Consider the following 13,561-nt stretch of genomic DNA (forward strand, 5'->3'; position numbering starts at 1 on the left):
CGGTCGTCGAGGGTTCGGAGCCGCTAGATATGGAAGCCATTGGGAGAGGTTGATCGGAATGCTCCAGCGACCCGGAAGCGCCGCTTTCGTTGGGGATGAGTCCCACAGCATGGTTCGAATCACCGTTGGGCGTCAAACTCATCCCTCAGGCGATGATTGAGCCAATGAAGGCCGTGGCGCGCCTTCGCCGACACTTCGACGGCATTGTTGCCTCCACCACGAAATTGTTCCGGCGTCACGACGCAAGGGCGGCTTGAATGGTCGCTTACGACATGTGCAGGTCCTGCTGAATCGCCGTGAGGGAAGGCAACAGGATGTCAGACCACAGGGTACCAGAATGCCCAGAACGCCCAAGCAGAGGCAATGCGCGGGGTTCGGCGGCGGCTTTCTTCGGATATGGGTTGCATCAAGTGATGGGGGGTGAGCGTGACGACGTCCTTCAGATGCGCATAAGGCGCAGCCAGACATCGTTCATTGGACGCCGTGCCGATGGCGGCTGCCACGCCTGTAACTCAGCCAATCAGGTTCGCTCGAAGACGGCCGCGATTCTTTCGCCGGCGCCAATGCACATCGTGACCAGCGCATACCGACGGTCGACGCGAGCAACTCATGCACGGCCTTGACGGAAATCAGCGCGCTCGTGGCCCCCGATCGGATGACTCATTGAGTCGCCGGGAGCCATCGGGCGTGACGAGGGCCATGACGCGCCGGGTCAGGCAAGGCGTTGGCATTCCGTTGGCTGCATCAGGAAATCGCCGAAGCGCTCTCGCAACTGATTTTTCAAAATCTTCCCTGTTGCACCCAGCGGGATTTCGTCGACGAAGACCACATCGTCCGGCGTCCACCATTTCGCGATCTTGCCTTCATAAAAGGCGAGTAGTTCTTCCCGCGTCAAATCCGCCTGCCGTCTCCTGACGACGATCAGCAGCGGCCGTTCGTCCCACTTCGCGTGTTTCGCGGCAATGCACGCTGCCTGAGAGACTGCTGGATGTGCTATGGCGATATGCTCCAGGTCGATGGAGCCAATCCACTCGCCCCCGGACTTGATGACGTCCTTGCTGGGATCGGTGATTTGCATGAAGCCATCAGCATCGATGGTCGCAACATCGCCGGTCGGGAACCACCCTTGGCCTTCGTCATCGAACTGCAGCGCACTATCCCCGTCATTCCTGCAATAGTCGCACACCACCGTTGGCCCACGCACCAGCAGGTCACCGGAAGTCGCGCCGTCCCAGGGCAACTCCATGCCGTCAGCGCCAACGATCTTCATGTCGACGCCAAACACTGCGCGGCCCTGATTGGATTGCACGGCATGACGCTCTTCCGGGGACATCTTGATATGCCTGGCCTTCATGGTGCCGATGGTTCCCATAGGGCTCAGTTCAGTCATCCCCCAAGCGTGCAACACCGCTACGCCGTAGGTTTCCTGGAACTTGCGCAACATGGCCGGGGTACGGGCCGCGCTACCAATGATGGTGCGTGTCATGCTCGAGAATCGCTGGCCGGTTTCCTCAACATGACCAAGCAGGCCTTGCCAGACAGTCGGAACGCCAGCAGCGTAACCTGCTCGGCTTCGAGCAGTTCATACAGCGATTTGCCGTCCAAAGCGGGCCCCGGGAACACAAGTTTGGCCCCGACCATGCACGCGATGTACGGAAGTCCCCAGGCATTGACATGGAACATCGGCACAACGGGCAGGATCACGTCGCGCGCCGAACAGTTCAGCGCATCAGGCAGCGCCGCCGCATAGGTGTGCAGCATCGATGAGCGATGGCTGTACAGGACGCCTTTCGGGTTGCCCGTCGTGCCAGAGGGTGTAGCAGAGCGTACTGGCGGCGTCCTCGTCGAGAACCGGCCAGGCGTAAACAGGCGAACTCTGCTCGATCAGATCTTCATAGCACAGCAGGTTGTCAATGCCGGCGTCTGTCGGCATGTGGGCGTGATCGGTCATGGCGATGAACGCCTTGACCGTCTCGCAGCGGCCGGCGACGGCCTTGATCAACGGCAGGAAGGTCAGGTCGTCAGACTGAAGATACGGGGAGTGCCTTTACCCTTTCGCGCATTGCTTGCGCCGCTTCGACATGCTCATCCCGAATCGCGCGCCAAACCATCGGGAAAATGCGCTCAACGACGAAAAACCCATCAGCGTAGCAACTTCAGACAGCGACCGATCGCTGCTATCAAGATGTCGCGCCACGAATTCAACGCGCACCGCATCGACAATCGATAAGTAGCTGTCGCCGTGATCAGCCAGATGACGTTGCACAGTCCTGCGGTCGACCCCTAGGTGCTGTGCTACGCGATCGATCGAACATAGTCCGGAAGGTAGCAGTGCGACAACCAGCTTCCTGACTTTGTCGGACATCGTTGCGTTGGATTGAAGCAGCATCGAGTCAAGATACCGGCGTACCTGCTGTGCCAAGACTGGATCATAAGTGGGAATCGAGGCGTCCAGGTCCGATGCGAGGCACACAATGCCGTCGAAATCCTGACTGAACGCTACAGCGCCAAACACGCGCGTGTGCGCAACAAGGCTAGCGGGAGCACTATGCGTGAAGCAGACGGTGCGAGGCTTCCAGGCCGGTCCAAGTATCACGCCCAGCATCCGGTACGTAACGCCCAGCACCAACTCCGTTGCCTGGCGAACCGCCCCAGGAATGCCGCCCATCATGTCTTCCCGGATGATGGCGACTCCTTCCGTTTCTTCGACACGCATGACGAGCGCTTCGTTGTATAGCCTCAGGTAGTGGACCATGGCTTCGAGCGCCTTGCGCAATGTCGGCTGCTCTCGTAGCGCCAAACCAAGCAGACCGAGGTTCGATAGCTGACGGGTCTCAGCCATGCGCAGCCCGAAATCTTCAATTTTTGCGAGCCGAGCCGACTTCTCCAACAGCCGTGTCACCGCGTCGACCGGAATCATGGTGTCTGGCTCGAGTAACACTGAGCGGTGAATTCCGGAATCCCGCAATTGCCGATAGGGTTCCAAGCCTACTGATCGAGCCGTTTCGACGTAATTGGTCAGCACAGCACTGCGTATCAAATAGGACATTTCACTTTCTCCTGCTGTCGCAGAATGTAAAGCGAGTGTCGTCAAATGTCAAATTGTCGTTTGCCAATGGCCGATACTCACGTTCACTGACGCACGAAGCATTCATACGGTTGTGCGTGCTGCAATCATTGGCCAACCGTTCTAAACACAGAGCACAGTTCAACCACCAACCAGGAACGAAATATCATGAATTTACTTGACGGGCATCTCCTGCCAGAAAATCAGCAAAAGCTGGTCATCACCGTTGCTCCTTATGGTCCTCAGTGGCAGCTTAGCGATTTCCCGGAAGACATTCCGCTGACCATGCAAGAACAGATCGACAAGGCTGCGGAATGCTATGAAGCCGGCGCCACCGTGCTGCACCTGCACGTGCGTGAACTCGACGGCAAGGGCTCCAAGCGCCTGTCCAAGTTCAATGAGCTGATCGCCGGCGTACGCAAGGCCGTGCCCGACATGGTCATCCAGGTCGGCGGCTCCATCTCCTTTGCTCCGGAAAGCGAAGGCGAGGCCGCCAAATGGCTGAGCGATGACACCCGTCACATGCTGGCCGAACTCGACCCCAAGCCAGACCAGGTGACGCTCGCCATCAACTCCAACCAATTCAACCTGGTTGAGATCATGTCCGAGGCGGACATCGCAGGCACCTCGTTCGCACAGCCCGCCATTTACCATGCCTACCGCGAGATGACCTTTCCTGCGGGTCCGCAATGGGTGGAAGAGCATATCAAGCGGCTCTCGGCCAACGATATTGGTATCCAATTCCAGATCGGCAATATGGCTTCTTTCATGACGGTCGAGCGCATGATGCGCCGCGGCGTTTGCAATGTTCCGCTAAACCTGACCTGGATTCCGATTGCTGGCGGCGCAGACACGCCTGATCTCTATCACATGGCCCAGTTCGTTCGTGCCGTTCCGGACGGCGCCCTGCTGACGTTCGAAAGCCTGATGCGCAACACTTTGCCAATTAACATGATGGCGATCGCTCAAGGTTTGCATGTGCGTTGCGGCAATGAGGACAATCTGTGGGCGCAGGACGGTAAGACTAAATTCGGTTCGGTCGAACAAATTAAGCAGTTAGTCCGGATTTCGAAGGAATTCGGTCGGCCAGTCGCCAACGGCAAGGAAGCGAAAGAACTCTTAAAGATCGGCACGTTTTACAAGAGCGCCGATGAAACCTTGGCAGCAAACGGATTCGCTCCGAACCGCAAAGCGGCCTAAAGCCGAGATTTACTGTTGACCTGATAAATCGTTTCGAGCAGACGAGGATTTCTATCAAGACCTCGTCTGTTCATGTATTTGCGCACTGACAGTTTGTGGATTGAATTGTCAGGCTTCACGCGCGCTCAAGCCGACGTTGAGCCTCGTCTTATTGCTTCATCAGTTTTCTTCAAGTGAGACATCAATCATGTTCAAGCAAAACAAAATCATTATTAGTTGTGCGGTAACAGGGGGCATTCATACGCCCTCAATGTCCCCGCATCTACCTGTCACGCCCGAAGAAATCGCTGAAGCCTCGATCGCGGCAGCAGAAGCTGGCGCGGCCATTATTCATTTGCATGCACGAGATCCAAAAACGGGTAAGCCTGATCAGACACCTGAGGCGTTTGGTAAGTTTTTGCCGCAAATCAAGAAACACTCCGATGCGGTTCTCAACCTGACTACGGGTGGCTCGCCCTATATGACCGTGCAAGAGCGGATGCTGCCTGCCAAGGTATTCAAGCCTGAAGTGGCATCGATGAACCTTGGAACGATGAACTTCGGCCTGTTTCCAATGCTCAAGCGTTTCAAAGAGTTCAAGCATGACTGGGAGCGCCCATTCCTGGAAGGCACCAAAGAGGTAATCTTCCGCAATACATTTGCAGATCTGGAAGCTGTTTTATCGGAGCTTTCCGTTAATGAGACTCGCTTCGAATTCGAATGCTATGACACAGCACATATCTACACGTTGGCGCACTTCGTTGAACAAGGTCTGGTTGCGCCTCCTTTCTTCATTCAGACCGTCTTCGGAATCCTGGGTGGCATAGGCATACACCCAGAAGATGTTCTGCACATGCAGCGTACTGCCAACCGACTGTTCGGTGACGACTTCCGATGGTCTGTATTAGGTGCTGGTGTCAGTCAAATGAAGATTGCGGCCATGGCGGCAAGCATGGGCGGTAACGTCCGGGTCGGCCTAGAGGATAGCCTATGGATTGGTAAGGGGCAGTTAGCCCAGTCCAACGCTGACCAGGTGCGCAAAGTGCGCTCAATTTTGGAAGGGCTGGGTCTTGAAGTCGCCTCGCCGGATGAAGCGCGCGAGATACTCAAGCTCAAAGGTAAAGATAAGGTTTCCTTCTGAGATTTTCACACGTAGAAAACTTGGCTCCGCGGCTAAGCAAGATACTGATAACGCCAAGTAGGCCGCCCGGCGGGCTCAACCGAGACATCGTCACCGGCGAGGATGCACGCCGCATCTATCAGGTCGGTACGCAATGGGGGTTGGTCGACGATTTTGGTCAATGCATCGTGAGGACCCGGGATGGGGAGGAGTTTGCGTTGCTACCCAATGCAGCGCTATTTCGACTGCGCGGTCCTCCATGCACGCGGCGTCGTCCCAAAGTGCGCCCTGAACCAGCGCGTGAACGAAGTTTGCCGTGTATAACCGAGCAACAGAGCGACGCGCCCTACCGGATAGCGCGTGTTCGCCATGTAGCGTAAGGCAAGGTTGTGGCGCACCTCTTCGACCTGAGCCGAGAAACTCGTACCCTCGAATTCGAGTTGCCGTTGCATGGACCGGGTACTCAGATGCAAATGTTCCGCCACCTGCTCAATGGTGGCCATCTCGAGCGGTAGCAAAAGGTAGACGGCCCTGCGCACCTCCAATCCGATGGAATGCTCTTCGGCCGAGCTGAGCGGCTTAAGCAGGCTTTCAGCATATCGCACCAGTTCGGGGTCGGCGGCAGGATTCGGGTAATCGAGATCGACTGCCGAGCACACGATGCCATTGAAATCACTCCCGAACACTACAGGACAACCAAAGAACTGTCGGTAGTACCGGAGATCATCTGGTGCCGAGTGGGTGAAATTGGCAGCGACTGGATGCCAGCGCGCACCCAGCAGTGCGCTACAGGTACGGGCAAGCACGCCGACCGCAAGCTCCGTTGCCTGTCGCATTGGTACGGGCGAGTCCACGATGATCTCCTCGCGAATCACTACCTTATCCCCAGCGCTTTCTATATATAGCCCCAGTGCCTCGTTAAGCAGATGTCGATATTGAATGGCGGCTTGCAATACTTCACGCAACGTGCGCTTGTGCGCGAAAAGCAGGCCAATGACGCCGAAATCGAGTTCCTGCCGTGCTTCGCCCAGCTGTAATCCAAACGTGGGGCACGACGCTATCTGCGCCGTCGCTTCGAGCAGTTCGCAGGTCGCCCCTATCGGGATGCGCTGCTCCGGATTGGCCAGCATGGCTGCGTCCAGGCCCGCCTGTCGCAACAGCGCCTGTGGATTGACGCCAAGCTTCCTGGTCAATTGAAAATAGCCGTTCAGAGTGACCGCCCGGACCATCGTAACCATTGCGCGTTCTCCATTTTGACCACAATGTCGTGGCCTCGCGAGCCAAGTCCGGGCAACCCGGTGTTTACTCTAACTGGCACCAGATGCGACATCTATGGCGCGAAATGAGAAATCTTACTCCATGACATCGCTATATTGGAGGACACGTTCGGTAGCCATTCACAATCTATAAGTAGGGCTAAAGCCTTACGCAAAGGAGACAACCTTGCACGCGCCTTTGATTGAACCCACCGTGGTGGACATCCCGGTCAGACAGCCGGCCGTTCCCATGTATGCATGGGTGGTGTTCGCCCTGACCGTTGGTCTGCTGTTTTCCGACTACATGTCCCGGCAAGTGCTGAATGCGGTCTTTCCGCTGTTGAAGTCAGCATGGGGCATGTCGGACACGCAGTTGGGGTCCCTGAGCAGCGTCGTCGCCCTGATGGTGGGACTGCTCACTTTCCCGCTGTCGGTGCTCGCCGACCGCTGGGGACGTATCAGAAGCATCGTCCTCATGGCAACCCTGTGGAGCCTGGCGACGCTGGGATGCGCGATCTCCACACGCTACGGCGAAATGCTCTTTGCGCGTGCTCTGGTAGGCCTTGGCGAAGCTGCCTATGGCAGCGTAGGGATCGCGGTCGTACTGAGTATCTTTCCCGCGCGCCTGCGAAGCACGCTCTCTGGTATTTTCGCGGCGGGTTCGGCTTTTGGTTCGGTGCTGGGACTGGCGCTCGGCGGCGTTTTTTCAGCGCACTTTGGATGGCGGTGGTCTTTTGCCGCCATGGGGTGCTTTGGCATTGTCCTGGTCATCACCTATAGCATCGTCGTAACCGGGAAACGACTGACTCCGCTGCTGCCCCCGGGCTTACGCGACGTGTCCGGAAAGCCCGGAGTCCGCATAAGCTTTCGCACGCTGATGGCCGGGCTCTTCTCGTCCACGTCGGTGCGGTGTGCCTATGTTGGCAGCGGTTTGCAACTGCTGGTTCCCGCCGCGCTGTGGGCCTGGATGCCCAGCTTTTTGAATCGCTACTACGCGTTGGCCCCTGGCAAGGCGGCCTTGTGCGCTGCCGGCTTTGTCCTGATCACCGGACTCGGCATGAGTGTGTGCGGTATGGTGACCGATCGTGTCAGTGCGTCGAATCCTACGAGAAAGTGGGCCAGCGCAATAGTCTATTGTTTGGCATCGTTCATGCTGCTGGTTGTCGCTTTCCGGTTGCCCAACGGCCCGTTGCAGCTCATGTTGATCGGTGCCGGCATGTTTTTCGGCGCGGGTTCCTGCGGCCCCTCAAGCGCCATGGTGGCTAACCTGACGCCCCCACAGATCCACGGCTCCGCATTTGCTACGTTGACGCTGGCGAACAATCTGCTCGGACTTGCACCTGCCGCCATCATCACGGGCGCTATCGCAGATAGGATCGGGCTGTTCGGTGCGTTGAACGTCATCCTCGTTGCACCACTGATCGCGGCGATTGTCTTCGTCTTCGGCTGGCGCAACTACACCAAAGACCTGAGCCGGCTGACTGCCCTGCGCGAGCAAGCCGTGCGATGACACACTCCGGCAAAGCCAGCCCGGCGGGCCACCATCCGCGAGCGTATCAAGGTAGCGCTGTCGGCGCGCCATGTGCGCCTACCGACGCGATCCGCGTCGACGCGATTCCACGCATGCTGTTGGGCAAAAAGATGGAATTGCCAATCACGAAGTTCCTGATGGGCCAGCCTGCGGAGAAGGTGGCAAACCCCGACACGATGGCCAACTCCGGAAGCCTCGCCTGGTTCGCTGCATTCGCGCGCGACAGGGCGGCAAGCGACCGCGGGAATCGGCACTGACGGCGACACCGGAGAACTTCCGGATTTCTAATCACTATCACAGGAGACGAAGCATGGCGAAGGCTATACGCTTCCATCAAACCGGCGGACCTGAGGTCCTGCGTTACGAAGACGCCGAAGTCGGCGAACCAGGTCCGGGACAGGTCAGGATCCGCCACGCGGCGGTCGGCCTGAACTTCGCTGACATCTATTTCCGTACCGGGCTCTATCCGGCGCCGCTGCCCTCTGGTATTGGAACCGAAGCGGCCGGCACCGTAGTCAGCGTGGGGCCAGACGTCACCAGCGTCTCGGTAGGTGACCACGTGACCTATACCGGCGCGTACAACACGCTCGGCGCTTACTGCACGGAGCGCGTGATCGACGCGGCGCCCCTGATCAAACTGCCCGACGACATCCCGTTCGAAACCGCCGCCGCCATGACGATGCGGGGGTTCACCGCGTCCTACCTGATGCGGCGTATCTATGCCTTCAACGCGGGCGACACCATCCTGCTGCATGCAGCTGCCGGGGGCGTCGGCCTGATCGTGTCGCAATGGGCAAAGCTGCTCGGGCTGACGGTCATCGGTACTGTATCGAACGACGCCAAGGCGGAAGTCGCGCGGGCACATGGCTGCGACTACACCATCGATTACAGCCGGGAAGACGTGGCAAAGCGCGTGCGCGAGCTGACCAACGGCGTAGGCGTCAATGTCGTCTTCGACAGCGTCGGCAAGGACACCTTCGAGGCCTCGCTTGATTCTCTCAAGCGCCGGGGCCTGATGGTATGCGTCGGCACCGCTTCGGGCCCGATCCCGCCGTTCAATCCGCAACTGCTCGCGCATAAAGGGTCGCTCTACCTGACGCGCCCGGCGTTGGCTGACTACATCGCGGACCCCGCCGAAAAAGCCGAACTCGCAGCGGAGCTGTTCGGCCATGTGGCAGCCGGTCGCATCCGGATCGAGATCAACCAGAAGTACGCCCTCGAAGACGCCGTTCAGGCCCACCGAGACCTGGAATCGCGCAAGACGACCGGATCGTCGGTCTTCGTGTTGGAACAGTAAGACGAGGAATATCGAAACTATGCGTATCGAACAACTCACTCATGCGATTGGCGCAGAACTGACCGGTGTTAAGCTGGCCGACGCCCTCCACGATGCTGACCTCTTTGCGGAGATCCGGGCAGCCCTGCTCCAATATCGCGTGGTATTCCTGCGCGACCAGGACTTCACCCGTGCCGAGCACGTGGCGTTCGCCCGTCGCTTCGGCGAGCTCGAAGGGCACCCTGTCGTGAGTAGCGACCCCGAGAATCCAGGGCTGGCGCGGATCTACCGCACGCCGGACCAGCCGAACGACCGCTACGAGAACGCGTGGCACTCTGATGCCACGTGGCGCGAAGCACCGCCGTTCGGCGCGGTGCTTCGCTGCGTGGAATGCCCGCCCGTCGGCGGCGACACGATGTGGGCGAACATGGCGCTGGCGTACCAGAAGCTGCCCGAGCACATCAAGAGCGAGATTGCGGACCTGCGCGCGCGCCACAGCATTGAGGCCACGTTTGGCGCCATCATGCCCATCGAGAAACGCCATGCGCTCAAGGCGCAGTTTCCCGATGCGGAGCACCCGGTGGTCCGGACACACGCAGAAACGGGCGAAAAGATCCTGTATGTGAACATCTTTACCACGCACTTCACCAATTTCCACACGCCGGCGCGCGTGCGTTATGGGCAGGACGCCAATCCCGGCGCCGCCGACCTGCTTCGCTACCTGGTCAGCCAAGCCGCGATCCCCGAATACCAGGTGCGCTGGCGCTGGAAACCCAACAGCGTGGCGATCTGGGACAACAGCGTCACCCAGCATTACGCAGTGATGGACTACCCCCCAAGCCATCGCAAGATGGAGCGCGCCGGCATCGTCGGCAGCAAACCATTCTGAGCTGTTCCGAAGAACAGGAAATACAAGTCAAGCGCCCACGCGCTTTCAGGCGGGCAGACGCCGGCCAGGTTGCTGGCTAGCATGCCACCCGCGTGCTTCCCGCCTAAAGGTCTTTATGTCACGCCAGATACCCGTCGCATTGGTCGACGAACTCGCACCCGGCCAGCGCAAGCTGCTGTTTGTCGAGGGTCGCAGCCTCGTCATGTTCAACATCGGCGGCGAGCTGGTCGCAATCGACAACTCCTGCCCGCACAACGGCGCTGCATTGTCGAGCGGCCAGCTCGAGGGCAGCGTTCTGCGCTGTCCAGCACATGGTCTGCGTTTTGACCTCTTGGCAGGCGACCAACCTGACGGCGGCAAGCTTTGCGTGCACACCTTTCCCGTGCATACAACAGGCGACAAGGTGATGCTCGTGCTTGAAACACCCTGAGCCGGTGCCTGCTGAAAGCATTCGGTTTGCAGAGCACCCCGAGAACGATTACCGCGTGGCAGTGTGATTGCGCCGCTGCCAGCGAACACTTCTACATTCTGGAGACACCCAAAATGGGACTCATGATGCAGCAGCCTCTGCTGATCTCTTCACTACTTCGCCATGCGGAGCGCCACCATGGCGAACAACTGGTGGTCTCGCGTCGCGTTGAAGGCGACATTCATCGCTATACCTACCGCGATATGGCGTCGCGCAGCCGCCGCATGGCCAAGGCGCTGGGCTCGCTGGGTATGGAGCCCGGTGTGCGAGTGGGCACCCTGGCCTGGAATGGATACCGCCATCTGGAGCTGTACTACGCGGTCTCCGGCTCCGGTGCCGTGCTGCATACGCTCAACCCGCGCCTGCACCCCGATCAGCTGGTCTGGATCGCCGAAAACGCACAGGACAAGGTGCTTTGCTTCGACCTGAATTTCCTGCCGCTGATCGAAGCGGTTGCGCCCCGCCTGCCGGGGATCGACGCCTTCGTGCTGATGACCGACCGCGCGCACATGCCAGCACAGACCAGCATCCCCAACCTGCTCTGCTATGAAGACCTGATGGCGGCGCAGGACGACGTGTTCGAGTGGCCCGAGTTCGACGAATGCATGGCGTCTTCGCTGTGCTACACAAGCGGCACGACGGGGAATCCAAAGGGCGTTCTCTACAGTCACCGCTCGACCCTCCTGCACACCTATGCCTCGGCGCTGCCGGACGCCCTCAATCTGTCCGCGCGCGACACCATCCTTCCCGTGGTGCCCATGTTCCACGTCAACGCGTGGGGCTTGCCGTACTCCGCGTGCATGGTCGGCGCAAAGCTCGTCTTGCCCGGTCCCGCCCTGGACGGCGCCTCCTTGTACGCACTGATGGAGGCAGAAGGCGTAACGCTGTCCGCCGGCGTTCCGACGGTCTGGCAGGGCCTGCTCGCGCATACGCAGGGCAAGGGGCTGCGCTTTTCCAGCATGAACCGCACCATCATCGGCGGCTCGGCCTGCCCGCCCGCCATGATGGAGGCATTCGAGGACCAGTACGGCGTGCAGGTCCTTCACGTCTGGGGTATGACCGAACTCAGCCCGCTGGGCACTGTGGGTGTGCTCAAAACCGAGCAACTCGCGTCGACCCGGGATCAGCAGCGCGCTGTGCGATCCAAGCAGGGCCGTGCGTTGTTCGGCATCGACATGAAGATCATCGACGCCCAAGGCGCTGAACTGCCGTGGGACGGAGAGGCGTCCGGTGACCTGCTCGTGCGTGGCCCATGGGTGCTCTCGTCATACGTCAACGACGAAGGCGACAGTCCGCTCGTCAAGAGCGAAGGCCAGGACTGGTTCCCGACCGGCGACGTGGCCACCATCGATCCCGCTGGATTTATGAACATCACCGACCGCAGCAAGGACGTCATCAAGTCTGGGGGCGAGTGGATTGGTTCTATCGACCTCGAGAACATCGCCATGGCACATCCGGACGTTGCCATGGCCGCATGCATCGCAGCGCGGCACCCGAAATGGGATGAGCGTCCACTGCTCGTGGTGGTCCGTAAGCCGGGAGCTGAACTCTCGCGTGAGCAGTTGCTCGGTTTCTACGAAGGAAAGATCGCGAAGTGGTGGACGCCCGATGACGTGGTCTTCATCGACGCGCTCCCGATGGGGGCGACCGGAAAAATCCTGAAGCACCAACTGCGCGAGCGCTTCGGCGACTTCCTGATGCAGCCGGCGGAACGCCCGACTGTCGGCTGACCCGGCATGCCATGGCATGGTGGGCGCAGCGGTGTCCTTGAGCGCGAGAGCGCAGAGATCGAACCAACCCTTGCGAATGCGATGTGCCAACTCGATGCCTGAAATCGTGGTCGCGGCAGTCCCGATCCGTCTGAATCCGAGCATCACAGCCGTTCTCGACTTGATGTTTCGATGATCCTGCCCGATCAGGTTGTTCAGGTACTTCGAGGAGCGGACCTTCGTGTTTGCCGGCAACAGAAGATCGGTTTTCATTTCGCGCACGGCCCGATTCGAGGCGGTGTAACCATCCAGCGGGATCGTCTCCGGCAGTGAATGGATCAGTTCGGCCGACATCGCGAACGTCGCGTGCCTGCATCCCGACTTCGGGAATGCCGTGTGGACGAACTGCTCGCCTTCTTTGACGGCCGGGGGGTGGTGGAAGCCGGACGCGGTGGTCTTCGTCGAGTCGGTTCCGCTCGGCGCGACCGGCAAGGTGCTCAAGCATTCGTTGCGAAAGCAGTACGGCGACGACTACCTGTCGGCCTGACAAGCCGACGCAGCAGCAATTTAGTTTAATTCGATCAACCAGAAAGCCGCCGGGGTCCGTGCGGCGTCCCCCAAAACCAGAGGAGACAAAATGAAATCAAAGTTGAAGTTGAGCAGTATTGCGGCGCTGGCGATGTTCGCCACGGCCGCCCACGCCCAATCGTCGGTCACGCTTTACGGCGTACTCGACACTGGACTGCTGTATCAAAGCACCTCGGCGGCATCGTTCCAGCCGCACGCACCGAACCTGGGCCATGTCTATCAACTCAAGGACGGCGGCATCTATGCCAGCTACTGGGGCCTGAAGGGAAGCGAAGACATCGGCAGCGGCTACAAGATCAACTTCAAGCTGCAGGGCGTATTCAACACCACGAACGGCAAGTTTGGACTGTCCGACACGCCGGGTACGGCCGCGATCTTCAACCAGTTCGCGACAGTCGGCGCGTCCGGTCCGTTCGGCTCGATCGACGCCGGCCGCCAGATCATCCCGATGATCTACGCGATGGCGGAAACCGATGT

12 protein-coding genes and 3 pseudogenes are annotated in these 13,561 nt (G+C 59.4%); 10 read left to right on the forward strand and 5 right to left on the reverse strand.

What is annotated here, in order from left to right:
* Nucleotides 1–520: 520 nt before the first annotated feature.
* The 3 genes and pseudogenes from AWB68_RS49075 to AWB68_RS38215 all read right to left on the reverse strand — a co-directional run.
* Nucleotides 521–667 (reverse strand): annotated as a pseudogene (locus AWB68_RS49075) (acetyl-CoA C-acyltransferase); the annotation flags it as partial.
* Nucleotides 668–712: 45 nt separating this feature from the next.
* A pseudogene (locus AWB68_RS38210) lies at nt 713–2,020 on the reverse strand (AMP-binding protein); the annotation flags it as partial.
* 27 nt (nt 2,021–2,047) lie between these two features.
* Nucleotides 2,048–3,049 carry an AraC family transcriptional regulator gene (locus AWB68_RS38215; RefSeq protein WP_087649401.1) on the reverse strand — a complete coding sequence of 334 codons (1,002 nt, stop codon included), beginning with the start codon at nt 3,047–3,049 and terminating at the stop codon, nt 2,048–2,050.
* Nucleotides 3,050–3,235: 186 nt separating this feature from the next.
* Between AWB68_RS38215 and AWB68_RS38220 the strand changes: the two genes are divergently transcribed.
* Nucleotides 3,236–4,267, forward strand: a complete 1,032-nt coding sequence (locus AWB68_RS38220; protein WP_087649402.1) for a beta-keto acid cleavage family enzyme — start codon at nt 3,236–3,238, stop codon at nt 4,265–4,267.
* 187 nt (nt 4,268–4,454) lie between these two features.
* The gene (kce, locus tag AWB68_RS38225) at nt 4,455–5,387 is read left to right on the forward strand and encodes a 3,5-dioxohexanoate:acetyl-CoA acetone transferase (protein ID WP_087649403.1); all 933 of its coding nucleotides are present in this window, start codon (nt 4,455–4,457) and stop codon (nt 5,385–5,387) included.
* 215 nt (nt 5,388–5,602) lie between these two features.
* Here kce and AWB68_RS38230 read toward each other — a convergent pair whose 3' ends face one another.
* On the reverse strand, nt 5,603–6,604 hold the full coding sequence (locus tag AWB68_RS38230) for an AraC family transcriptional regulator (protein ID WP_087649404.1): 1,002 nt from the start codon (nt 6,602–6,604) through the stop codon (nt 5,603–5,605).
* Nucleotides 6,605–6,872: 268 nt separating this feature from the next.
* Between AWB68_RS38230 and AWB68_RS38235 the strand changes: the two genes are divergently transcribed.
* The 6 genes from AWB68_RS38235 to AWB68_RS38260 all read left to right on the forward strand — a co-directional run bounded on the left by AWB68_RS38235 (nt 6,873) and on the right by AWB68_RS38260 (nt 12,517).
* Nucleotides 6,873–8,132, forward strand: a complete 1,260-nt coding sequence (locus AWB68_RS38235) for an MFS transporter (protein WP_087649408.1) — start codon at nt 6,873–6,875, stop codon at nt 8,130–8,132.
* Nucleotides 8,133–8,245: 113 nt separating this feature from the next.
* A complete protein-coding gene (locus AWB68_RS38240) occupies nt 8,246–8,410 on the forward strand; it encodes a hypothetical protein (RefSeq protein WP_200828910.1) in 165 nt (54 codons plus the stop codon).
* A 53-nt stretch (nt 8,411–8,463) separates the two neighbouring features.
* Nucleotides 8,464–9,450 (forward strand): quinone oxidoreductase family protein, encoded by a 987-nt coding sequence (locus AWB68_RS38245; RefSeq protein ID WP_087649405.1) that lies wholly within the window; start codon nt 8,464–8,466, stop codon nt 9,448–9,450.
* Between the two features lie 19 nt (nt 9,451–9,469).
* Nucleotides 9,470–10,318, forward strand: coding sequence for a TauD/TfdA dioxygenase family protein (locus tag AWB68_RS38250; RefSeq protein ID WP_087649406.1), 849 nt, complete (start codon nt 9,470–9,472; stop codon nt 10,316–10,318).
* Nucleotides 10,319–10,457: 139 nt separating this feature from the next.
* Nucleotides 10,458–10,748 (forward strand): Rieske (2Fe-2S) protein, encoded by a 291-nt coding sequence (locus AWB68_RS38255; RefSeq protein ID WP_374729649.1) that lies wholly within the window; start codon nt 10,458–10,460, stop codon nt 10,746–10,748.
* 113 nt (nt 10,749–10,861) lie between these two features.
* Nucleotides 10,862–12,517, forward strand: a complete 1,656-nt coding sequence (locus AWB68_RS38260) for a 3-(methylthio)propionyl-CoA ligase (protein ID WP_235028735.1) — start codon at nt 10,862–10,864, stop codon at nt 12,515–12,517.
* A 3-nt stretch (nt 12,518–12,520) separates the two neighbouring features.
* Here the strand turns inward: AWB68_RS38260 and AWB68_RS51930 are convergent.
* Nucleotides 12,521–12,823: pseudogene (locus tag AWB68_RS51930) on the reverse strand (DDE-type integrase/transposase/recombinase); the annotation flags it as partial.
* A 67-nt stretch (nt 12,824–12,890) separates the two neighbouring features.
* Between AWB68_RS51930 and AWB68_RS48525 the strand changes: the two are divergent.
* Complete coding sequence (locus AWB68_RS48525) at nt 12,891–13,043, forward strand: hypothetical protein (RefSeq protein ID WP_160110143.1); 153 nt, start codon at nt 12,891–12,893, stop codon at nt 13,041–13,043.
* A 90-nt stretch (nt 13,044–13,133) separates the two neighbouring features.
* A partial coding sequence (locus AWB68_RS38270; RefSeq protein WP_143282004.1) for a porin occupies nt 13,134–13,561 on the forward strand: 428 nt, incomplete at its 3' end.

Source organism: Caballeronia choica (assembly GCF_001544535.1).
GTDB classification, from domain to species: Bacteria; Pseudomonadota; Gammaproteobacteria; order Burkholderiales; family Burkholderiaceae; genus Caballeronia; species Caballeronia choica.

Excerpts from the sequence above, each read along its gene's own strand:
- AWB68_RS38235 (WP_087649408.1), top strand. The coding sequence starts at position 6,873 with ATGTATGCATGGGTGGTGTTCGCCCTGACCGTTGGTCTGCTGTTTTCC.
- AWB68_RS38245 (WP_087649405.1), top strand. The coding sequence starts at position 8,464 with ATGGCGAAGGCTATACGCTTCCATCAAACCGGCGGACCTGAGGTCCTG.
- kce (WP_087649403.1), top strand. The coding sequence starts at position 4,455 with ATGTTCAAGCAAAACAAAATCATTATTAGTTGTGCGGTAACAGGGGGC.
- AWB68_RS38220 (WP_087649402.1), top strand. The coding sequence starts at position 3,236 with ATGAATTTACTTGACGGGCATCTCCTGCCAGAAAATCAGCAAAAGCTG.
- AWB68_RS38250 (WP_087649406.1), top strand. The coding sequence starts at position 9,470 with ATGCGTATCGAACAACTCACTCATGCGATTGGCGCAGAACTGACCGGT.
- AWB68_RS38260 (WP_235028735.1), top strand. The coding sequence starts at position 10,862 with ATGGGACTCATGATGCAGCAGCCTCTGCTGATCTCTTCACTACTTCGC.
- AWB68_RS38215 (WP_087649401.1), bottom strand. The coding sequence starts at position 3,049 with ATGTCCTATTTGATACGCAGTGCTGTGCTGACCAATTACGTCGAAACG.
- AWB68_RS38240 (WP_200828910.1), top strand. The coding sequence starts at position 8,246 with ATGCTGTTGGGCAAAAAGATGGAATTGCCAATCACGAAGTTCCTGATG.
- AWB68_RS38230 (WP_087649404.1), bottom strand. The coding sequence starts at position 6,604 with ATGGTTACGATGGTCCGGGCGGTCACTCTGAACGGCTATTTTCAATTG.